20 protein-coding genes are annotated in these 20,345 nt (G+C 51.2%); 16 read left to right on the top strand and 4 right to left on the bottom strand.

The window, feature by feature from the left end:
* Nucleotides 1–90 precede the first annotated feature (90 nt).
* From AC6B99_RS03835 to acpS, 8 genes are all read left to right on the top strand, one after another.
* Entirely contained in the window at nt 91–951 is an 861-nt protein-coding gene (locus AC6B99_RS03835; RefSeq protein WP_494859416.1) for an alpha/beta fold hydrolase, read from the top strand.
* 35 nt (nt 952–986) lie between these two features.
* Nucleotides 987–2,672 carry a two-component system sensor histidine kinase NtrB gene (locus tag AC6B99_RS03830; protein WP_056042711.1) on the top strand — a complete coding sequence of 562 codons (1,686 nt, stop codon included), beginning with the start codon at nt 987–989 and terminating at the stop codon, nt 2,670–2,672.
* A 74-nt stretch (nt 2,673–2,746) separates the two neighbouring features.
* On the top strand, nt 2,747–2,890 hold the full coding sequence (locus AC6B99_RS03825; protein WP_496662790.1) for a hypothetical protein: 144 nt from the start codon (nt 2,747–2,749) through the stop codon (nt 2,888–2,890).
* A gap of 146 nt (nt 2,891–3,036) precedes the next feature.
* Complete coding sequence (locus tag AC6B99_RS03820; RefSeq protein ID WP_056042709.1) at nt 3,037–3,471, top strand: BrxA/BrxB family bacilliredoxin; 435 nt, start codon at nt 3,037–3,039, stop codon at nt 3,469–3,471.
* Nucleotides 3,472–3,485: 14 nt separating this feature from the next.
* Complete coding sequence (gene nadE, locus AC6B99_RS03815; protein WP_056042708.1) at nt 3,486–4,295, top strand: NAD(+) synthase; 810 nt, start codon at nt 3,486–3,488, stop codon at nt 4,293–4,295.
* Between the two features lie 90 nt (nt 4,296–4,385).
* Nucleotides 4,386–4,688: an SDR family NAD(P)-dependent oxidoreductase gene (locus AC6B99_RS03810; RefSeq protein ID WP_496662789.1), complete on the top strand. Its 303-nt coding sequence runs from the start codon at nt 4,386–4,388 to the stop codon at nt 4,686–4,688.
* Nucleotides 4,675–4,998 carry a Rossmann-fold NAD(P)-binding domain-containing protein gene (locus AC6B99_RS03805; protein ID WP_494879708.1) on the top strand — a complete coding sequence of 108 codons (324 nt, stop codon included), beginning with the start codon at nt 4,675–4,677 and terminating at the stop codon, nt 4,996–4,998. Before AC6B99_RS03810 ends, AC6B99_RS03805 begins: the two co-directional genes overlap by 14 nt.
* A gap of 79 nt (nt 4,999–5,077) precedes the next feature.
* On the top strand, nt 5,078–5,473 hold the full coding sequence (gene acpS, locus AC6B99_RS03800) for a holo-ACP synthase (RefSeq protein WP_494879709.1): 396 nt from the start codon (nt 5,078–5,080) through the stop codon (nt 5,471–5,473).
* A gap of 228 nt (nt 5,474–5,701) precedes the next feature.
* On the opposite strand, the gene AC6B99_RS03795 is transcribed toward acpS, so the two are convergent.
* Nucleotides 5,702–6,058, bottom strand: coding sequence for a c-type cytochrome (locus AC6B99_RS03795; protein WP_496662788.1), 357 nt, complete (start codon nt 6,056–6,058; stop codon nt 5,702–5,704).
* A 154-nt stretch (nt 6,059–6,212) separates the two neighbouring features.
* On the opposite strand from AC6B99_RS03795, the gene AC6B99_RS03790 reads away from it, so the two are divergent.
* The 4 genes from AC6B99_RS03790 (at nt 6,213) to AC6B99_RS03775 (ending at nt 10,404) form a co-directional block, all read left to right on the top strand.
* Complete coding sequence (locus AC6B99_RS03790; RefSeq protein ID WP_056042697.1) at nt 6,213–7,109, top strand: AraC family transcriptional regulator; 897 nt, start codon at nt 6,213–6,215, stop codon at nt 7,107–7,109.
* Nucleotides 7,106–8,368, top strand: coding sequence for an A/G-specific adenine glycosylase (gene mutY / locus AC6B99_RS03785; protein ID WP_496662787.1), 1,263 nt, complete (start codon nt 7,106–7,108; stop codon nt 8,366–8,368). Before AC6B99_RS03790 ends, mutY begins: the two co-directional genes overlap by 4 nt.
* Nucleotides 8,369–8,389: 21 nt before the next feature.
* Nucleotides 8,390–9,022: a bifunctional 4-hydroxy-2-oxoglutarate aldolase/2-dehydro-3-deoxy-phosphogluconate aldolase gene (locus AC6B99_RS03780; protein ID WP_496662786.1), complete on the top strand. Its 633-nt coding sequence runs from the start codon at nt 8,390–8,392 to the stop codon at nt 9,020–9,022.
* Between the two features lie 239 nt (nt 9,023–9,261).
* Nucleotides 9,262–10,404, top strand: coding sequence for a transglutaminase domain-containing protein (locus AC6B99_RS03775; RefSeq protein ID WP_496662785.1), 1,143 nt, complete (start codon nt 9,262–9,264; stop codon nt 10,402–10,404).
* A 195-nt stretch (nt 10,405–10,599) separates the two neighbouring features.
* Here the strand turns inward: AC6B99_RS03775 and AC6B99_RS03770 are convergent, their stop codons facing one another.
* A complete protein-coding gene (locus tag AC6B99_RS03770; RefSeq protein ID WP_496662784.1) occupies nt 10,600–11,742 on the bottom strand; it encodes a virulence factor in 1,143 nt (380 codons plus the stop codon).
* A 172-nt stretch (nt 11,743–11,914) separates the two neighbouring features.
* Here AC6B99_RS03770 and AC6B99_RS03765 point away from each other — a divergent pair, with 172 nt between their 5' ends.
* From AC6B99_RS03765 to AC6B99_RS03755, 3 genes are all read left to right on the top strand, one after another.
* A complete protein-coding gene (locus AC6B99_RS03765) occupies nt 11,915–13,033 on the top strand; it encodes an MBL fold metallo-hydrolase (RefSeq protein WP_494859440.1) in 1,119 nt (372 codons plus the stop codon).
* A 138-nt stretch (nt 13,034–13,171) separates the two neighbouring features.
* Nucleotides 13,172–14,242, top strand: a complete 1,071-nt coding sequence (locus AC6B99_RS03760) for a Gfo/Idh/MocA family protein (protein WP_056042682.1) — start codon at nt 13,172–13,174, stop codon at nt 14,240–14,242.
* A 223-nt stretch (nt 14,243–14,465) separates the two neighbouring features.
* On the top strand, nt 14,466–16,085 hold the full coding sequence (locus AC6B99_RS03755; protein WP_496662783.1) for an ABC-F family ATP-binding cassette domain-containing protein: 1,620 nt from the start codon (nt 14,466–14,468) through the stop codon (nt 16,083–16,085).
* Between the two features lie 171 nt (nt 16,086–16,256).
* On the opposite strand, the gene AC6B99_RS03750 is transcribed toward AC6B99_RS03755, so the two are convergent.
* Entirely contained in the window at nt 16,257–17,477 is a 1,221-nt protein-coding gene (locus AC6B99_RS03750) for a ParB/RepB/Spo0J family partition protein (RefSeq protein ID WP_496662782.1), read from the bottom strand.
* 176 nt (nt 17,478–17,653) lie between these two features.
* Complete coding sequence (locus tag AC6B99_RS03745; protein WP_496662853.1) at nt 17,654–19,381, bottom strand: methyl-accepting chemotaxis protein; 1,728 nt, start codon at nt 19,379–19,381, stop codon at nt 17,654–17,656.
* Between the two features lie 176 nt (nt 19,382–19,557).
* Between AC6B99_RS03745 and AC6B99_RS03740 the strand changes: the two genes are divergently transcribed.
* Entirely contained in the window at nt 19,558–20,328 is a 771-nt protein-coding gene (locus AC6B99_RS03740) for a DeoR/GlpR family DNA-binding transcription regulator (RefSeq protein ID WP_056042675.1), read from the top strand.
* Nucleotides 20,329–20,345 lie beyond the last annotated feature (17 nt).

The raw sequence follows: 20,345 nt of genomic DNA, 5'->3' as shown, positions 1-20,345 counted from the left end.
TTTCTTTCTACAATCTTGTTCATTGTACCATTCTTTCGACAAAATATTGAGTTATAATAGAACATAATTCATCAGCTGGAGGTGCCTTGGATGATTCGTAAGGAATGGACGTTTCAAGGTTGTGGGGATACCGAACTATACGTAAGGGAGTGGAAGCCTGAGAAGGAGCGTCCAAAAGGCGTTTTATGTCTAATACATGGCATGGGCGAGCATGGTGAACGTTATAGCTCCTACGCGGCGAAGCTCGTTGCGGCTCAATATGTTGTAATTGCTCTCGATCAGCAAGGTCACGGCCGTTCATCCGGCCCCAGAGGGCATCTGCCTTCTGTGGATGATGCGGCAGCCCATGCCGCCATGCTGGTGGAGCAGGCAGCGCAGCGCCATCCAGAGCTGCCAATCTTTCTTTATGGGCACAGCATGGGCGGCAATATCGCGATGAATTGCGCGCTGCGGCTCCAGCCTGCAGTGAAGGCGCTCGTGCTGTCCAGTCCATGGCTAAGGCTGGCCTTTACACCACCCCGTGCCCAGCTTTGGCTGGGGAAGCGGCTGGCTGCCTTTTGGCCAGGGCTGCCGCAATCGACGGGATTGGGAAGTGGGAAGCTGTATCGGCGAGGCTATGAGGAGGCCGTCCATATTGAAGGAGATCCGCTGTGCCATACCCGAATTACGGTTAAAACCTTCCTGAGTCTCCATGATTCAGGCGAATGGGCGATAGCCAATTGCGGGCAGCTGCAGGTGCCGCTGCTGCTCATTCACGGGGCAGCTGACAAAATCACCTCTCATCATGCGAGCGAGCAGGTGGCGCAGCGGCTTGGCGAGGCATGTACCTTTGTTTCTTGGCCTGACGGCTATCATGAACTGCATAATGATCTTGAAGCACAACGTTTTATTGAAGTGGTGACGAACTGGCTGGATATGCATACAGATGAAAATAAGGATCACGCAATTTAATCTAGTAAGCGATTAGGGGGGGAGACCTGTCGTTCGTGTTGAAAGAATTGCTGTTACAATTCGTTATTTCACTTATTCCTGTATTTTCCTTTCAGCTCTGGCATTATAAGCAGCGCAAGGAAAACCATATTCGAGTGTTTATAACGGCTGCAAGCGCTATCGCAATGGTTGCGTGCATGTCGGTTTCGATGGATTTTAATGGATATGAGCTGAATTTCCGCTTCGTTCCGTTTATTTTGGGCTCTTTATACGGAGGGGTGTATGGCGCGCTCGTTCTTGATCTGCTTTATATTTTCCTTAGAGTGCCAGCGCTTGACACCGATGCGGAGAAAATGGTTTTTGTCTTTTTTATGTTTGTTCATGTGCCTATTATATTGCTCTATGCCAAGCGATTCAGCAAAAAGCCTCTGCATCGAAAGCGGCTCATAGGCGTGAAATCGATAACGCCGATCTCCGTCTACATATCATTTATGTTTGTCATGTTTATGATGAATGAGGACTTTTACTGGTCGACTGAGCTGGTGGCGGTATTTATTTTACTTATGATTGGTTCGATCATTGCCATTTGGTTATCTATTTTTATTGTGGAAAAATTTGTTGAAAATTCGCGGCTGCAGCTGGAGCTCAAAAATGTTTCGTCCAGCTATCGGCTCGAAGTAGAAAAACAGCAGCAGTTCATAGATGAAATGCTGCTGGCGATTTTGTTCACAGATGAGCACGGCGTCATCACGCATTTGAATGCGAAGGGCAAGGAGCTGTTCCAGCGGCAGTTTGAGGCAAGCGGAGATTTATTTTCCGAAAATGTACGTATGGACACCTTTTTTGCTGCAAAAGAGGACGGTGCTTATATAAAACTGCTTGAGGATGCGCTCGCTGGAGCCAAGAGCAGTACAGGACCGCACACCTATGATGGCAAAACGCTGCTTAAGACAGCATTCGCCATCCGTAGGCAGGAGGATCAATCCATTGCGGGAGCCGCCCTTATTGTCCAAGATGTAACGGAGCTTACGCTGCTGCGCGATGAGCTGGGAAGAATGGAGCGCCTTAGTCTAATTGGTCAAATGGCTGCAAGCATTACGCATGAGATCCGCAATCCGATGGCGGTAATAAGGGGCTTTATGCAGCTGATGCGGGAGCGCAGCCGGCTGAATGAGCAGCAGTATTATCAGATCGTTATGGAGGAGCTGGATCGGGCGAATACGATTATTAGCGACTTTTTGTCATTGGCGCAAAATCGTTCGGTTCCGATGCAGAAACATTCCTTGCAAACGATTATTCAGGAAATATTGCCACTTCTTGAGGCAGACGCCAATCTTAGAGGTCAGGTTGTGCAGACGGAGCTTGCCGAGGATTTGCCCGCCTTTCTTATGTCAGACAAGGAAATGAAGCAGCTGCTTATTAATCTTGTGCGCAACGGCATGGAAGCGATGGGGGAGAAGGGCGTTCTGCACATATTTACTTGCTATATCCCTCTGGAAAATAAAGTGGTGCTTCGCATTCGTGATAATGGTGTAGGTATTCCAGCAGATCAGATGAGCGAGCTATTTAAGCCATTTTATACGACGAAGTCCAAAGGAACGGGACTCGGGCTGCCGCTTTGCCTCAGCATTGCCGAAAGGCATAATGGCAAGCTGGAGGTGGAGTCTGAGGAAGGCGAGGGGACGACTTTTATTTTAACCTTTATGCTAGGGGAAACGGATGCCTTGTCTGCGCGCTATTAACATAATGGAAACTAAACCTGCACATACTACCTTTGCCTGTCAGTCATCATAAGACGGATGAAGGAGGAGAACATATGGAGCGCAATCAAGCGAAGTCTGAACAATCCCTGCAACAGGAGCAGCAAAATGCTGAAAATGCCAAGAAGCGCAAAGGGGCGTCCGAAACAGAAGCTGGTTTCGACAAGAAGCTGGACGGCCCGAATCGTCCGTCTATTTAATGAGGCGAGCGATGAGCGCTGCCTGCTTGCAGGAGGAGTGCGGAAACATAGAGCAGCAGTTGCGACATGGACGGCTGTTGCTTTATTTTCCTGCCCGGCGTTATAATAGTAACTAAATTTAGGTTATCAAAAAGGAGTGTATTTCAGTGTCCATGTCATTTGAGAGATACATGTTGGATATGGTTCAACCGATGCGTGATGATTTGACGCGTCTTGGCATTCAAGAGCTTCGCACACCGGAGGATGTGGAACAAAATCTTCCCGATGCAAAAGGAACGGCGCTTGTAGTCGTAAACTCCGTATGCGGCTGTGCAGCTGGCCAGTGCCGCCCGGGTGTAGCGGAAGCGCTGCAGCATGATATTACACCAGATCATTTGTTTACTGTATTTGCTGGACAGGATAAAGAAGCAACGGCTAAAGCGCGCGAGTTTTTCGCACCGTACCCGCCATCTTCCCCATCCATCGCGCTAATGAAGGACGGAGAGCTTGTTCATTTCATTGAGCGTCACCAAATCGAGAACCGTTCCGCGTCGGATATTGCAGCCGATCTGGCTGATGCGTTCGATCGGTTCTGCCGCTAAGGGCAGGAGGAACTATGAGCTTACAAGCAGATATTATTAAAAGGCTTGGCGTTAAGCCGGTCATTGATGTAGATCAGGAAATCCGCACCCGCGTTGATTTTCTCAAAAAATATGTATTGGACTCCCATACGACGGGTCTGTTGATCGCCATCAGTGGCGGCATCGACAGCGCTGTCGCAGCGGGCCTCTGCAAAAAAGCGACCGATGAGCTGACAGCTGAAACCGGCCGTGACTATATGACGCTTGGCGTGTACCAGCCGTACAGCGAGCAGTCGGATATTTCCGACAGCTACGCGGTATCGGAGGCATTCGGTATTACGAAGACTGTGGAAACGAACATTGGCGAAGCAGTAGACGAAATCGCCATTGAAACGGAGCATGGTTTGAAAGGTATCGGCATCCATCGTCATCTTAGCCGTGGCGGCAAAGGCAATGTGAAGGCGAGAACGCGCATGGTTGTCCAATATGCGCTCGCCTTTGACCTCAATTTGCTCGTTGTTGGTACGGATCATGCATCCGAAGCGATTACAGGCTTTTATACAAAATGGGGCGACGGAGCGGTTGATATTACGCCGCTCAGCTCGCTGAACAAACGCCAGGTACGCCAGCTTGCTTCGCATCTTGGCGTGCCGAAGAGCATTTTGGATAAAGCGCCATCCGCTGGTTTATGGGATGGGCAGACCGATGAGGATGAGCTTGGCATTACCTACAATGACAACAGCGATTATTTGGAAGGTAAGGAAATTGGCGCAGAGGCGAAGGAAAAGCTGGAGAAGCAATACCTGAAAACCGAGCACAAGCGCTCGCCTATTCCTGGCATATAGTTAAAAACGTATTTTTAGAAGCTTGTCCGCTGCAAAAGCGGGCAAGCTTCTGTTATTATGGAGCAAATACGTCATATGGGGGAATAGGGCATGGGATATGCGTTAGTGACCGGAGCGGATCGCGGTCTGGGCCTCGGCTTTGTCAGGCAGCTGCTGTTGAAGGGATTTACCGTATTTGCCGGGCGTTATGCCTCGGATTGGCAAGGCTTGTCTGAGCTAAAGCAGCAGTACGGCGAGCGGCTTCATATGATTGAATTAAACGTTGCGGAGGATGCTTCCGTTAAGGAAGTATCGCGGCTTGTAGCTATACATACCGATAAGCTGGATATCGTTATCAACAATGCGGCCATACTTGGCGATATTGAGGCCAGCGTGGTGGATGAGCTCGATTGAAGCGGGCAGCATCGAAGACAGCACGCGTACGAGCTGGTTTGGCTACTGTATGTCGAAGGCAGCATTAAATATGCAATCCAAACTCGTTTACAACCGTATTAAAGAGGGCGGAGGCCATGTGCTCGTGCTTCATCCCGGCCGGGTTCAAACCTATATGCAGGGCAAGCTTGATGCAGAAGGTGATTTTACGCCGGATCGTTCGGCGATTGCGCTTATTGAAATTATGGAGCGCCAGCTTGTCGAAGTGAAGTCAGGGGCAAGACCGGAGCTTATGCTTTTGAATCCAGATGGCTCGCAGCGGCCTTGGTAGCACTTGCAGGCGGGATAGCGATAGGACACAGGAGTCAGGCAGAGCACAGAGCGAGTAATCATTGAAGGCAGGCGAAGCAATGATAGTAGGAATTGGCCATGATATAACGGATATGAACAGAATGCAGGGGATACTTGCCGGCAGCTCGGCGAGGAGATTTTTGCAGCGAATTTTGACAGAGCAGGAGCTTAAACTCGGAGAGGGTTATGAAGGGAAGCGAAAAGTTCAATTTGCGTCGGGCCGTTTTGCGGCGAAGGAGGCGGTAGTCAAAGCGTTTGGCTGTGGCATTGGCGGCATTATTGGCTTTGGCGATATTAATATTTTACGTTCGGAAGCCGGGAAGCCGGAGTGTGTATTGTCCGAAGGGGCGTGGCAAAGGCTGGGTTTATCTGCTGCCGCAATACGCGTTCATATTACGATTACGCATGACCGGGAGCTGGCATCTGCCGTAGCCATTGTCGAACGGCTTGCCTAAACGAGCTGCTTATTGTAGCAAAATAGTTGGTTATACAAAATTATGCTACGAATTGTAATGTTGATGTCAACTTTGTCATTATCAGGGGGCTTGCTGCCGATAAAGATAAGGAGACTGAATTCAAGCATCTTAGCTGCCGCTATCATTCGGCACGTTATATTATACAGCATGTGTTGGCAGCAGGCTTGCTCGCCGCCTATTCCGATGGCGGCGGACAAGCCTGCTCGTCTATTTTTTTCCAGCAAGCCAAGCGGCTAGTCCAGCGATTTCCTCGCTTGTGAGACGATCCTTGAAGGGCGGCATGGAGCCTTTGCCATTTTGGAGCTGCTTCACAATGTCTGCCTCGCTCATCCGGGCTCCAACCTGCTGCAGATTGGTCTCAGTACCCATGCGGCCCTGCAGGTCTGTGCCGTGGCAGCTGATGCAATTGGATTTATAGACAGAGGCGGTGCCGTCAGGCGCATCCATATGCAGCGTTGCTTTCGTTCCTGGCTGTGAAGTGCCTCCGCAGGCAGCAAGCAAAACGGTAGTCAGGACTGCAAGCAGCAGCATTTTGCCCCAGACTGATAGAGAAATGCGTAACATAAGGGTTCCTCCCAAGTTATCAATTTTAGGAAATCATAGACTCAGTATAGCGGATTGCTTGCTGCAACTTCCATAGGATTTTGCCAAGGGGGGCGCTATAATAGAAAAGGCTAACAAGAAAATACGACAAGAGATCGGTAGGCATGGAAGGAATATGGAAATAACTGGCGAACATATGCTCAACCAACAGTTTAAGCAGCTAAAGGCTGATGTGATGGTGGCATCCTATTCGAAAAGCCCAGCAGGCTGGATAATGAGGCGCGCTGAGCCTGACTATTTCTGCTTATGCTACGTCGATAAAGGTGAAGGTTGGCTGGAAATGAACGAGACCCAATATAAGGTCAGCGCCGGGCGGCTGTATTTGCTGCGTCCAGGCTGGGCACGAAGGTATGGCTCGCTGGGCGATAATCATTTTATCCATTATTGGTGCCATTTCCGCGCGGAGATGGCTGCCGAATCCTATATCCATTTGGCTCATTTGCCGTTAGAGGTTGAAGTAAAGGATGCGCAGATCGTGAAGCAGCTGTTTACGAAGATGCTCGCGGCGCAGGAAGAGAGCGACCTCACGGGAGAATTGCGGACGAAGGCTGTGCTTTTCGAGCTGATTGCGCTTTTCATGGAGGACAGCCGGACGCAAAACACAACTTTGCTGCAGCTGTCCGAGCATGAGCACTGGAATGATGTGCTCGTCTATGATGAAGTGCTTAATTTTATTGAAGAAAATTTGAAATATCAAATTCCAATTGGTGTGCTGGCCAGACTGGCAGACCTGTCGGCTGAAGGATTTCATGCTGCGTTTAAAAATAAAGTCGGCTGCTCGCTCGTTCAATACATCACGCAGCGGAGAATAGCGACCGCCAAGAAGCTGCTGCGCACGACGAATTTGCCGATTGCCGCAATTGCGGCGGAGGTCGGCATGCTCAATCATTATTTGTCACGGCTGTTCAAGCAGCAGACGGGCATTACGCCTTCGGAATACCGCCGAATTATATGCAGCAGCGCTTGGCAGGAGGCGGGGCAAACAGATCGAGAGGAGTACAGAAATACATGACAGCGGAAGCAAAACAACATTTCAGCAGAGAACTGCTGCATTGGTACCGGAGAGGCAATCGCGATTTGCCATGGCGTAAAAGCCGCGATCCTTACCGGATATGGGTATCGGAAATTATGCTTCAACAAACGAGAGTCGATACCGTTATTCCTTATTATGAACGATTTATGGACAAATTCCCCTCGGTTCAGGCGCTTGCCGAAGCTCCCGAGCCTGAGGTGCTTAAGTGCTGGGAGGGGCTTGGCTATTACTCGCGGGCGCGGAATTTGCAAGCGGGAGCGCGCCAAGTGATGGAACTGCATCAAGGGCAGGTGCCGGATGATAAAACAGCCGTCGCCGCATTGAAAGGCGTTGGGCCTTATACGAGCGGGGCGATTATGAGCATCGCCTTTAATCGGCCTGAGCCAGCTGTAGATGGCAACGTCATGCGCGTGCTTTCCCGTTATTTTGCGCTGGAGGATGATATTGCGAAGCCAGCCACGCGGGTGAAAATCGAAAAGCTCGCCGCCGAGCTCATTCCTGAAGGCGCAGCAGGCGATTTCAATCAAGCACTAATGGAGCTGGGAGCGCTCGTCTGTACGCCAAAGTCGCCTAGCTGCCTGCCATGTCCGGTTATGGAGCATTGCGAGGCAAGAATCGAAGGCCGCGAGACGGTGCTTCCTATTAAATCGAAGGCGAAGCCGCCGCGGCCGGAAGCGCGCATTGGCGTCATAATCGAAGGCTCAGGTGAGCATAAAGGCAAGGTGCTTGTCCGGCAGCGTCCGGCAACCGGGCTGCTTGCCCAAATGTGGGAGCTGCCGCATTTGCTCGTGCCGAAGGAGCTGGAACCGCTGCTGCGTTTCGGGGAAGAGCAGCTGACAGAGCAAGCACCGCTTGGCGGTCTGCTGACCGAGGCCGTCGCAGGCGATACGGGCTTGCTCATTCGTCCTCAGCGCCAGCTGATGGATGCCGATCATATTTTCAGCCATATCCATTGGAAAATGAGAGTTTATAAGGCGGATCTAGGTACGATGAATGCAGGGCCTACGGTGCCAATGGCGCAAATGGCTGCTGAAGCTGCGGCTGTCTATACAGCTGCTGGAAAGCAGCTTGCAGAGCAGGTTGAGCAAGCAGGGCAGGCAGAGCGAACAGAGCAGACGGAACAGCAGGGAGAGCCCCGCAAGCCGTATCGATGGATTGGACCGGAGCATATGGATGAGCTGGCCTTTCCGAATTTATTTTTGAAAATTTTACGAGATTATTGGAATCAGGATTTGTAAAGCCGAAGGGAGAGCTTTGGAATGAGCGAAACGTTGAAGCAGCTGCTTGAGCACAAAATCGTTGCAATTCTTAGAGGAATTGAGGATCGCCATGCAGATGCGGCAGGACAAGCAATAATAGACGGCGGAATCCGCCTAATGGAAATTACGCTGAATACGCAAGGCGCTACAACGATGATCCATCGCTGGCGCACCAAGTTTGACGGACAAGCTATTGTCGGCGCAGGTACGGTGCTGGACCTTAAGATGGCGCAGGAGGCAGTAGCGGCAGGGGCCCAGTTTATTATTTCGCCGAATCTCGACGAGGAGGTTATTGCTTACGGCGCGGAGCATGGCGTATCTGTGTGGCCTGGCGTCATGACTCCTACCGAAATCGTCAAAGCTTGGAGGGCTGGAGCGGAAGCGGTCAAGCTGTTCCCGATGGGAACGCTGGGCACTAAATATTTGGCAGAAATTCGCGGCCCGCTGGACCATATTCCGATTATGGCGACAGGCGGAGCGGATTTGCACAATCTCGGCGAATATTTCGGCGCTGGCGCAAATGCCGTCGGTCTGGGCAGCAAGCTCGTTAACCTTGAATGGGTACGCGAAGGCAAGCTTGAACTTGTTACGGAGCGGGCGCGGCAGTTCGTTGATGCGGTGAGCAAGCTGTAATTCGGGCTCATCCATCGTTACCCCAAACTAGCAATTGTATATTATGAGTTTTCTATCATCCAATGGGGGTAATGAATAAACAAAAGGGCCTGCGGCAACAAGGCCGCAGGCTGCAAGAGAGAATATATAATAAAGGGGGGTCATAAAGCTAGTATAATTGGATAAGATGAATATAACCTGAGCGATATATTACAGTTTTATTACAAGAAGGAAATCGGTTACAAAAAAGGTGGGTGAGCATGATGCGTTTTTCCATTTGGAAACCGGCAGTTATTGCGGTGGCGGTGTTAGGCACGCTTTATTTTACAATGAAGCCGGAGTGGCTGCCTGTATTTGCAGCATCGGAGCAGCATGGCCAAGGCAGCGGAACGATCAGTCAATTGGAGCAGGAATTGGCCGCACATTTTAAAAATAGAGAAGAGCATTTTACGCTTCAATATAACGGGGATAGCAGCAAGCTGTCGGCGGAGCTTAAATCTATTATTGACCGCGCGATGGCGAAGGATGATTATACGGCGTATATTTTGGAGTCGTATGTGTATACGACGCGCAGTCTCGGTACTCGTTCAACGATCAAGATGGAGGCGAGCTACCGGGAATCGAAGGAGCAGACGGCCGAGGTTGACCGCGTAGTCGCGCAGCAGCTTAAGAAGCTTATAACCTCAGGCATGAATGACCATTTGAAGGTGAAGGCTATTCATGACTGGATTGCGGGCAAGCTGAGATATGACCAGTCGCTGAGCAATTATACCGCTTATGAAGCGATTACGACTGGAAGCGCGGTATGCCAGGGCTATGCGCTGCTTGCCTACAAAATGCTGAGTGAAGCGGGCATTACGACGAAAATTGCCGAGGGTACAGTTGATACGGGCGATCATGCGTGGAATATGGTGAAGCTGGATGGGCATTGGTACCATCTCGATGTGACATGGGATGATCCGGTAGCGACCGATCCCGCAGCGCCAGCCGATACGATCCAGTACAGCTATTATTTAAAAACGGACAAGGAAATGCGTCATGACCATCAATGGAAAAAAAGCTATCCAGCCGCGACTACTTCGTATTCCGCAGAGCTAGACAAGCTTGAGAAGAAAGGCGGCTCCGCCGCAGCTTCTTACAAAAAGCTTGGGCAGCAGCTTGGCTTTCAGTGGCTGAAGCCGGAAAACATCGTCGCTGATCGCGCGGCGCTGACAGAAAAAATCCGCGCTGGCGTAAAACGCGGAGCGACCAGCCTGGAGTTTCGTTATATGAAAGGCGATACGTTTTCCGCTGATCTCAAAAGCGCCGTAGCTGCGCTGCAAGTGCCGATTGGCTACTCTGCGCGCTATGAGCCCTATTTGCATGATGGCTCGCAGCTGGTGAAATTGCAGCTGACCTATTGAAAAATGTACAAGCCGCACAGTAAAGCATAAGCTTTACAACGAAAAAATGATCCCAATAGCAAAGCGAGTTAAATAGCAAAAAAACCTCTTGTCTCCCTTCAACTTACTGAAGGTGAGCCAGGAGGTCTTTTGTTTATAGCGGCAAAAGAAAAGGTAATCTTTAAGTAAGAGCGCAAAGCATATGCAGCTCGAGCTTTATTTGCCCTGCTGGCGAGCGGCTGTCATTTGCTGCCAGACGGAGCCAGCAGCTTCCTCGCCACGCTCGATGCGCTCCAAGGCGATTTGCGCTTGCAGCTGAATCTCGAACTCGCTGTCCTGTGCTGCAATGCGCAGGGCAGGAATAGCCGATTCGTCGCCAACTTCATACAGGAAACGGGCGGCCCGCCAGCGCACAAGCTTGTTCGTGTCGCTGAGCGATTCGATCATCGGCGCAGTAGCGGCAGGATCGCCCCAATCGGAGAGGGTATCCCCAGCTGTTCTGCGAACCGATACCGATTTGTCGCGAAGCGCCTGGAATAAATAAGGCATCGCCTCATCTGTGCGAAGGTCGCCCAAATAGACAACGGCGAGCCGTCTGATCGACACCGTGTCGTCGGTCAGCGCCTTGGCAAGCAGCGGCAGCAGCGCAGGCTCGGGCGTCAGGCGGTCAAGCGCGGCATAACGAATGCGCCAGTCCGGCGATTCCAGCCGCTCGGCAATTTCATCTGCCGTTAGCGGAGCCGGCCTTGCCGGAGCGGCTGCGGCATCGCCGTCCGCTGCGCCTTGCGCCTTGGCGGCGGCAATTAGCTCTACTAGCCGCTCCGCCGTATAGGCGGCTTCCAGCTCGCGGACGACATCGGCAGCGATTTCTTCAAGCTCGCCATAGCGGATGCCGAACTCCTCCAGCTTGCGTTCGCGGATCATCGAGGAGCCGGCCGCCTCGCTGACGGCGTTCGTGAACTGCTCGGGCAGCGCGGAGCGGGCTTCGCGCTCGCCATTTTTCACTCGTACCTGCATCGGAATGCCCCGATACATCTGTACGAGCACATGCGCCTCGCCGTAGCTGTTCTCGGTCAAGGCTGCTTGCCCAGCTCCGCTGTCGTCGCCGTGCAGCAGCGTTCTTGCTTCGGCGAGAATGAACGCCCAATCCGCACTCGATACGCGGTCCAGGGCAATAAAATCAGCGGTGCGGAAAATGCTGCGCACCCCTTCTATAGCAAGGAGGCTTTTCAGTGGCTCCGGTGCGCTTTCTGCTTCTTTTTTCGAAAAAGTTTGTCTTACGCCGCGCGGCAGCGATTCATCCATATTCAGTTTCATGGAGTTCGGGCTGGGCGTCGGTTCAATGGATAAAAGCTTCACATTTATCATCCTCCGTTCATACAATTCAAAGGTTATGGGTTTAGTTTACATGAATTTGCAGGAGGATGCGAATACAAGGTGCATTAGAAGTGTCAGGAAAGTTGCTTCGATCACTCTTAGTTGGTATCTTAAAGCTATACTCTATTTTCGTAACGCGTAGGAGGAAGCCAGGATGAAACCCAGAAGATTTGAGAATCAGCAGCAGGTTGAACAGCATAACTCCTTTAAACAGTTTCAAAGATGGCGCTCAGAACGATCAAACAAGATGAAAATCAAAGATTATTCATATACCGTGCCGAATGTAGAGCCGGATCTGCAATATTTGCACCACAATCGCAAGCATCCTTCCGTCACATGGGTCGGACATTCGACTTTTCTAATCCAGATGGCGGGGCTCAACATTGTGACGGACCCGGTCTGGTCAGGGAATATGGCTTTTGAAAAAAGGCTTGCGCCCCCGGGCATTCCCATCAGCGATGTACCCCCGGTTGACGTCGTGCTCATTTCGCATTCGCACTATGACCATTTGAACATTAACTCGCTCCGCAAGCTGGGAGGCGTGAAGCAAATTCTCGTCCCTGCGGGACTTGCAGGCAAGCTTAAGCTCAAGGGCTTTCGCCGCATTAAGGAGCTGCATTGGTGGGAATCGGTCCATATTCATGGCGTAAAATTCACGTTCGTGCCGTCTCAGCACTGGACGAGGCGCAATCCGTGGGATACGAACAGCTCGCATTGGGGCGGCTGGGTGATGGAGCCATATGCAACGCTGCCAAGCGGAAGCGGCGACCACTCGCACGCGCAAGTGCATCTGCACGGCATGGGCGGAAGTAGCAGTGTGGCGGAGCGTGAGCAGCCAGCAGCAGCAGCAGCATCGGAAGCAGTCAAAGCAGCAGATCGCCTGGGCCATTCCCACGGGCCGGGACATGCTGCCCGTCCTGTAACGGGAATTGCGCCCACCGTCTATTTTGCAGGTGACAGCGGATATTTTCCCGGCTTTAAGGACATTGGGCGCAAATTCCATATCGATGTTGCGCTCATGCCGATAGGCGCCTATGAGCCGGAATGGTTCATGGGGCCGCAGCATGTGACGCCGGAGGAATCGCTGCAGGCGTTCGAGGATGTGAAGGCGAAGTATTTTGTGCCGATGCATTATGGTGCCTTCAAGCTGGCTGATGATACGCCGCGCGAAGCGCTGGACCGCCTAGAAGCTTGCCGGGAAAGCCGCTGTATTGAGGAAGAGCGGATAGTCGTGCTGCCTCATGGGGAATCTTGGCGGCTTGCAGGACAATAAATGCCAAACGCGGACAATAGAAAGCCAAAACTGTGAAATGACTTCCTGCCCGTTTCAAGCGTATACTTAGTAAGCAGGCAAATAGACAATGAACGACAATAATAAATAACAGCGCATCGTTATTAGGAGGAGCACGTAATGAGTCAACCGATTCGTATTGGGATTATTGGGGCCGGGGCTATCGGCAAAGTGCATATGGAAACGTTTCAGAAGGTTGGGGCCGAAGCCGCAATTGTAACGGCAGTAACGGATGTATATTTGCCGCTTGCTGAGCAGCGCGCAGCGGAATTTGGCATCGCGACGATTCACGAAAGCCCGCAGGCGCTCTTGGAAGATCCGGAGCTCGATGCAGTCATTATCGGCGTTCCGAACCAATTTCACGCGCCTTTAGCCATTGAGGCATTGAAGCAGGGCAAGCATGTGCTGCTTGAGAAGCCGATGGCAATTGATTCCGAGGCGGCCCGCACCATTTATGAAGCGTCGCAGGCTGCTGGCAAAGTACTTATGATGGCGCATCAAATGCGCTGGCTCGGCATTAACCGTGCCATTAAAGCGCGTGTGGAAAATGGCGATCTCGGCTCCATCTACAATGTAAAAACCGGTTGGTTCCGCAAAAAAGGCATTCCAGGCTGGGGTTCATGGTTTACCCGCAAGGATCAGGCAGGTGGCGGCCCGCTTATCGATATTGGCGTGCATATGCTTGATTTGTCGCTATATTTGATGGGAAACCCGCGTCCGGTATCGGTATATGGCTCGACGTATGCCGAGTTTGGCCCGAAGCGCCGCGGCATCGGCACTTGGGGTACGCCGAATTGGGACGGCTATTATGATGTTGAGGATTTGGCGACAGCGCTGATCAAGTTTGAAAATGGCGCGACCTTGTCGCTGGACGTAAGCTGGGCTGCACATTCGGCTTCGCTAAGCGAGGAGCCATTTATCCATCTGATGGGTACGGAAGGCGGAGCGGCGCTTGTTGGCACGAACGGCTGCTTCGTTACCCATGAGGATGATAAAGTAGTGGAATCAGAAATCGCGCCATTTGATGGAGAAGAGGACCGCGTGCTGCTGAGCAGGCATTTCATCGACTGCATTAACGAAGGCAAGCAGCCGATTGCTTCGGCGCTAAGTGGATATACGAACAGTCGGATATTGGATGCGATCTACGAATCCTCCCGTACCGGCAATGAAGTGAAGCTGCACTGGGACTAAGCTTGGAGCAGGGTTAGCAGCGCAGAAGGCCTTATGCGGCCTTGCAGGCGCAGGGCACATAAGGAGCACGGTCCCGAAGGTCGCCGTTTGAAACGGCAGCTTCACCGGGGCCTGTTCGCGCGCAAAAATGCAGCGAATTGACAATTCGAGGTTCGTTTGCGGGCATACTGTGCTATAATAATGCAAGATAATGAGAATGAATGTGAAGGACGGGATTGGAACCATGATTAGTACTACTGGCATAACGCTTCGATTTGGGAAGCGGGCGCTTTTTGAAGATGTTAGCATTAAGTTTACGCCGGGCAACTGCTACGGCCTTATTGGCGCGAACGGCGCAGGTAAATCGACGTTTTTGAAAATATTGTCCGGAGAAGTAGAGCAATCAAGCGGTGAGGTTCATATTACACCGGGCGAGCGTCTTGCTGTACTGAGACAGAACCATTTTGAATATGACGAGTTTGCTGTTATTGAAACGGTTATGATGGGCCACAAGAAGCTTTATGATGTAATGAAAGAGAAAGATGCGCTGTATGCGAAAGCTGATTTTACCGATGAAGACGGCATGCGCGCAGGCGAGCTGGAAGCTGAATTCGCCGACATGAACGGCTGGGAAGCCGAGTCGCAAGCGGCAGAAATGCTGAACGGCCTTGGCATCACGCCAGATCTGCATGACAAGTCGATGTCGGAGCTGAGCGGTAACGAGAAGGTACGTGTATTGCTCGCGCAAGCATTGTTCGGCGAACCGAACATTTTGCTGCTCGATGAGCCTACCAACCACTTGGACATTGAGTCGATCCGCTGGTTAGAAGATTTCCTTGCAAAATATGAAGGAACTGTCGTCGTGGTCAGCCATGACCGTCACTTCCTGAATACGGTATGTACGCATATCGCCGATATCGATTTTGGTAAAATCCAGATGTATGTCGGCAACTACGACTTCTGGTATGAGTCCAGCCAGCTGGCGCTTTCCTTGATGCGCGGCGAGAACAAGAAGAAGGAAGACAAAATTAAAGAGCTGCAAGCGTTCATTCAGCGTTTCAGCGCGAACAAATCGAAATCCAAGCAGGCAACTTCCCGTAAGAAGCTGCTTGATAAAATTTCCCTCGATGACATTCGTCCTTCGAACCGGAAATATCCGTTTATCAACTTCAAGGGCGAACGCGAAGCAGGCAAATCGCTGCTGCTCGTAGAAGGCTTGACGAAGTCTGTAGATGGCGTGAAGGTGCTGGATAACCTGACGATTGCCGTTAATAAAGGCGACAAAATCGCTTTTGTTGGCCCGAACGAACAGCCGAAGACGCTGTTGTTCCAAGTTTTGATGGGCGAGGTTGAAGCGGATGCTGGTACTTACCAGTGGGGCGTTACAACAACGCAAGGCTATTTCCCGAAAGACAACTCGTCGTACTTCGACGGTGTTGATCTGAACTTGGTCGAGTGGCTGCGCCAGTATTCCAAAGATCCGGATGAGACCTTCATTCGCGGCTTCCTTGGACGCATGCTGTTCTCTGGCGACGATGCGATTAAGAAAGCAAGCGTATTGTCCGGTGGAGAAAAGGTCCGCTGTATGCTATCCAAAATCATGCTCAGCGGCTCCAACGTATTCCTGATGGATGAGCCGACGAATCACTTGGATCTCGAATCCATTACAGCGCTCAATAACGGCTTGATCGATACGGATTGCACGGTTCTGTTCACTTCGCATGACCATCAGTTCGTTCAAACGATTGCCAACCGCATTATGGAAATTACGCCTAACGGACTGATTGATCGCATGATGACGTATGATGAGTACCTTGAAAGCGAAGAGGTTAAAGCGCTTCGGGAAAAAATGTACGCAGAATAATAGAGCTGGATTCAGCTTGCAATAGAGAAAGGCTGCCCCTCGTCTGTATGGACGATAGGGCAGCCTTTTTTGTGTTTGATGCAGCGGGTTTATAGCAATTGTAGTAGCACTAGCAATAGCAATAGCAATAGTAAACTCTCAAAGAACGTATAAAGCTTGGTATTAGGTAGGCTATTCTTTAAGCTGGTTCCATTCCATCAGCTGATGCTGCAAATGGACAATTAGCTTGTCGACGTCCTGTAGAAAAGTGTCTCTGGCTTCCGTTTCCATGCTTTCAAGCGCTTTTGCCAGTGGCGGCGCGCCCGCAGCCTCCAGCGTCATCATTAATTGCTGAAGCTGGGCTAGCACAGGAGGCATACCATCGACATCCCCATCGACATCCGCTTCTGCTTCGGCAGTAGCTCCTGTCACTACGCCTGTAACAGGAGCAGGAGCAGTTGCTGCAGACCCATTAGCAGCTGGTGGCTGCGCGGCCGAAACCGAAACAGCTGCGATATCTGCAGAAGCCGCATCAGCAGCAAGCAAAGCTGTTTGATTAGGCAGATTGTCCAATACGCCGACCTGCTGCTGTTCTTGCCCTTGTACAAGCTGCTGCATAGGCTGCTGCCCAGATTGCTGCTCCGCTTGCGAGGGGGCAGCTTTCTTTTTCGGCTCTGCTGGCTGGGCGGGCTTGGCCCGTTCAGCTTTGTTGTTCTGGCGAATGGACCACGTTTCGAGCAGCGCGGGGCCGTTCTTGAACAGCAGCTTCTCCTTCGTGCTAGCGGAAATGTCTGGATCTTTGAATAGCTTGGCGATTTTCTTGACATCGCTGACTGGCATTTCGTCACGCGCAAAAATAAGCGCGAGCGGGTCGCGCAGCTCCATCGGCAAGTCTTTAATCGGAAGCAGCTGATCTTCCGTCAGCATATCCTTGCGGATTGCTGTGCCGCTGACGATCCGCTTCTTGACCGCGCTGCTGAATTTGAGCAGCTCGCATTTATTTTTAATATACGATTCCGGCTTGCTGAGCTTGCTCGCCAGAAATTTCACCGAGCTGCTGAATTTCTCATTGTTCAGCAGCTTGTGAAACGCCTCCGCCTCTTCAATCGGCGAGAAGCCCTCACGCGTCAAATTTTCGGCGATTTGCTCCAAATAAATATCCATTTCATTGGTCATCGTCGAGACGATGCAAGGAATCGTCGGCTTCCCAAGCGCAATGCAAGCTTTATATCTGCGGTTGCCATATATGATTTTGTAACGTCCGTTATCCGTTTTTCTGACTTTGATCGGCGACAGCAAGCCGAGCTCCGAGATGCTGGTTATGAGCTCCTGCAGCGACTGCTCGTCGAATTGGTAACGGGGCTGGTCCGTATCTTCATCAATCAGATTAATATCCATTTGTATAATGTCCATATCTACTCTCCTATCTTTCAACCAGGCTTCCATGCCAGTGTGGCAGGCTAGTGGGCCAACCTTCATTATATAACAAGGAGGGCCTTCGGGGAAATGAAGGCCCTAGAAATGACGGTATTTTATGCTTCTATTTCACTGCGAAACGCACGCCGTATACAAAGGAAGGAAACGTTTATTTACGCTTGTTCCGTTTTAAAACGGCTAATGAGTGCGTTCAGCTCCTCAGAGAGCTGACGCAGCGATTCCGCTGATGAGCTGATCTCATTCATCGAGGCCAGCTGCAGCCCGGAAGCATCAGCTACCTGTTCAAAACGGGAGGCCGACCCGCGGGAGATGCTCTCCATATCCTCGATGGAGGCTGCAACCTCCTGCGATCCGGCGGATAGCTGTTCGGATGCGGCAGATACTTCGTGCAGGCGCTCATTAATCGTGCCAATGCCGGAATGGATGGAGGAGAACGATGCTCCGGCCTCCTGTACAACGCTTAGTCCTGCGACTACTTCCGTATTGCTCGTTTCCATCTGCCTGGACAGCTCGGAGGTATGGCGGACAATTTCAGCGATGAGCGTCGCCACATGCTCGGAGGATTCCTGGGATTGTGTGGCAAGCTTTCTCACCTCGGAGGCAACGACGGCGAAACCGCGCCCTTCCTCGCCTGCACGGGCAGCCTCGATTCCAGCATTAAGGGCAAGCAAATTGGTCTGTGCGGCAATGCCTTTCATAATCGCAATAATCTCGACAATTTTACCGGAATGCTGCTCAAGCTGTACAGACGTTGCGGTCATTTTGGAAGTGGCGGCATGAATGGTGTCCATCCGCTCAATGACAGCGGAAATGGCTTCTTCGCCATTTTTAGCGCTGCTTGTCGTCGCTTCCGAAACGGATGAGACGATGGCAGCGGAATGGGCAATATGCTGCATGCTTGAAGTTATCGCTTCCATCGCATGCGTGACTTCTCCGGCGCGTACAACCTGTGCGGCAGCGCCTTCCGACGTTTGCTGAATGCTGTCTGTAATCGTAACGCCTGCTTCCTTCGTCGCAAGGGAATGGGAAGAAACGGCTTCGGCAGCTGTAAGCAGCCGGTCTGAGCTGCTGCGAATGCCGCTAATGACCATCCGCGTATCTTCTACAAACGTCTTGAAAGCAGCAGCCAGCTGCCCAACCTCATCCTTGCGGTTCAGATCAATGGCGACCGTTAAGTCGCCGCTGCCGACACGGGCAATCAGCTTTTTAAGCTGGACGAGCGGCCCTGTCAAATATCGGGCGAGCAAATAAACGAGCAGCAGACTGAGCACAAAAATTGCCAGTGCCATCCATATCATCGTATTGCGGTTTTGTTCCATTAGCTCGAACACCTTAGTCGCATCAAGATCAGCCCCGACGAGGCCAAGCAGCTTGCCATCGGCAGACATAATCGGCACATAAGCAGATAAAGTAGAACCATAATCATCTTGAGTCAGCTCGCCAATGCTCGGCTTCATTTCTTGAAAGGTTGTAATCATGCCAGCATAGGGAGTCTCTTCGACCGAGCCGAAGGGGGAAAAATCATCCTCTGCTACGTCCTGAGGGGCGCCATCAACGACGTAGAAGTAGACCGGCTGTCCGTCCTCTTCGCGCATGCCGAGCGTGTATAAATATTTTAAGCCGTTCGCTTCACGCATATCGTTAAGCTGGGCACGAAGCTCATTGTAATAATCAGTTTGCTCCATGCCTTCGCTGAGCTTATCATATTGCTGCGTATCAACAAGGCTGGCTGCCCGCTCCGCTACGGATTGCGCTTGCATTCCCATCGAGTTTTCTACTAAATGAGCGGAAGCACGATAGAGCGTAACACCAAGCACCGAGCCAATAATAAGCAAAATAATCGAGAAAAACAAAAAAATACGCATAAACAAGCTATTCATCAATGAAAGCAGCCTCCCTGGCATCTTTTGCAGCAATAGTTCGTAAGTTTTACTACCTATATGTATCGGCAAAAATAGAAGGCGTTATTAGGGCGGGCAGAGGGCCAATCACAAACAAACAGAAATATGCTATAATCGCACCATAAGAATCATTCATAGAAAGTGGAGCATACCTTATGTTTGCGATAGAGAGAATCAAAAAAATTAAACAAATTTTATTAAAAGACAAGCGTGTTGACGTTGTGGAGCTGAGCGAACGCTTCTCGGTAACCGAGGTAACGATTCGCCGGGATCTCGACAAGCTGGAGCAGCAAGGTTTTTTGGTGAAAATATATGGCGGTGCCGTGCTGAATGAGGAAGATCAGCCGGGCATGCCGACACTGGCAGTAGAAGACAAGCTGCAGGGCGAGAAGCGGCTTATTGGGCAAATTGCCTCGCGGCATATTGAGAACGGCGAAGCGATTTTTATCGGGACGGGTACAACTTGTTTGGAAATTGCCAGGCATTTGAAGGAGAAGAAAGTGACGGTCGTCACCAATGATTTGCTAGTCGCGTTAGCACTTAAAGATACGCAAGGTGTGAAGGTTATGCTGACAGGCGGCGATTTAATTGCAGGCACCTCTACGCTCATAGGCGGTTTTGCGCTGCAGACGCTGAGCGGCATTTATGTGACGAAGGCGTTTATTGGCGTGAAGGGAGCTCATTTTCAGGCGGGTTATACGGTAGACAGCTATGAGGAAGCGATGATGATTCAGAGCGTGCAGCGCATGGCGAGTGAAATCATTATAGCAGCGGATTATACGAAATTTGATGCGCCGGGCTTTGCGAAGCTGGGAGAGCTGACGATGGCGGGCAAAGTAATCACAAACAAACAGCTGCCGGCCGAATATAAAAAATATTATTTTGAACATGCAATCAAGCTGTATACGACGTTTGAGCTGGAGTAGTCCTGCGGGGGAGAGAA

The sequence above is a fragment of the Paenibacillus liaoningensis genome, assembly GCF_059609455.1.
Note: the sequence above shows the minus strand (reverse complement) of the source record. Positions and strands in the feature narration are given on the sequence as shown.

What these genes read in the sequence shown, in the direction of transcription:
- AC6B99_RS03765 (WP_494859440.1), top strand. Translation starts at nt 11,915, where the DNA reads ATGAAACCCAGAAGATTTGAGAATCAGCAGCAGGTTGAACAGCATAAC.
- nadE (WP_056042708.1), top strand. Translation starts at nt 3,486, where the DNA reads ATGAGCTTACAAGCAGATATTATTAAAAGGCTTGGCGTTAAGCCGGTC.
- AC6B99_RS03750 (WP_496662782.1), bottom strand. Translation starts at nt 17,477, where the DNA reads ATGGACATTATACAAATGGATATTAATCTGATTGATGAAGATACGGAC.
- mutY (WP_496662787.1), top strand. Translation starts at nt 7,106, where the DNA reads ATGACAGCGGAAGCAAAACAACATTTCAGCAGAGAACTGCTGCATTGG.
- acpS (WP_494879709.1), top strand. Translation starts at nt 5,078, where the DNA reads ATGATAGTAGGAATTGGCCATGATATAACGGATATGAACAGAATGCAG.
- AC6B99_RS03775 (WP_496662785.1), top strand. Translation starts at nt 9,262, where the DNA reads ATGATGCGTTTTTCCATTTGGAAACCGGCAGTTATTGCGGTGGCGGTG.
- AC6B99_RS03795 (WP_496662788.1), bottom strand. Translation starts at nt 6,058, where the DNA reads ATGTTACGCATTTCTCTATCAGTCTGGGGCAAAATGCTGCTGCTTGCA.
- AC6B99_RS03810 (WP_496662789.1), top strand. Translation starts at nt 4,386, where the DNA reads ATGGGATATGCGTTAGTGACCGGAGCGGATCGCGGTCTGGGCCTCGGC.
- AC6B99_RS03760 (WP_056042682.1), top strand. Translation starts at nt 13,172, where the DNA reads ATGAGTCAACCGATTCGTATTGGGATTATTGGGGCCGGGGCTATCGGC.
- AC6B99_RS03835 (WP_494859416.1), top strand. Translation starts at nt 91, where the DNA reads ATGATTCGTAAGGAATGGACGTTTCAAGGTTGTGGGGATACCGAACTA.
- AC6B99_RS03805 (WP_494879708.1), top strand. Translation starts at nt 4,675, where the DNA reads ATGAGCTCGATTGAAGCGGGCAGCATCGAAGACAGCACGCGTACGAGC.
- AC6B99_RS03745 (WP_496662853.1), bottom strand. Translation starts at nt 19,381, where the DNA reads ATGAATAGCTTGTTTATGCGTATTTTTTTGTTTTTCTCGATTATTTTG.
- AC6B99_RS03755 (WP_496662783.1), top strand. Translation starts at nt 14,466, where the DNA reads ATGATTAGTACTACTGGCATAACGCTTCGATTTGGGAAGCGGGCGCTT.
- AC6B99_RS03740 (WP_056042675.1), top strand. Translation starts at nt 19,558, where the DNA reads ATGTTTGCGATAGAGAGAATCAAAAAAATTAAACAAATTTTATTAAAA.
- AC6B99_RS03825 (WP_496662790.1), top strand. Translation starts at nt 2,747, where the DNA reads ATGGAGCGCAATCAAGCGAAGTCTGAACAATCCCTGCAACAGGAGCAG.
- AC6B99_RS03780 (WP_496662786.1), top strand. Translation starts at nt 8,390, where the DNA reads ATGAGCGAAACGTTGAAGCAGCTGCTTGAGCACAAAATCGTTGCAATT.
- AC6B99_RS03790 (WP_056042697.1), top strand. Translation starts at nt 6,213, where the DNA reads ATGGAAATAACTGGCGAACATATGCTCAACCAACAGTTTAAGCAGCTA.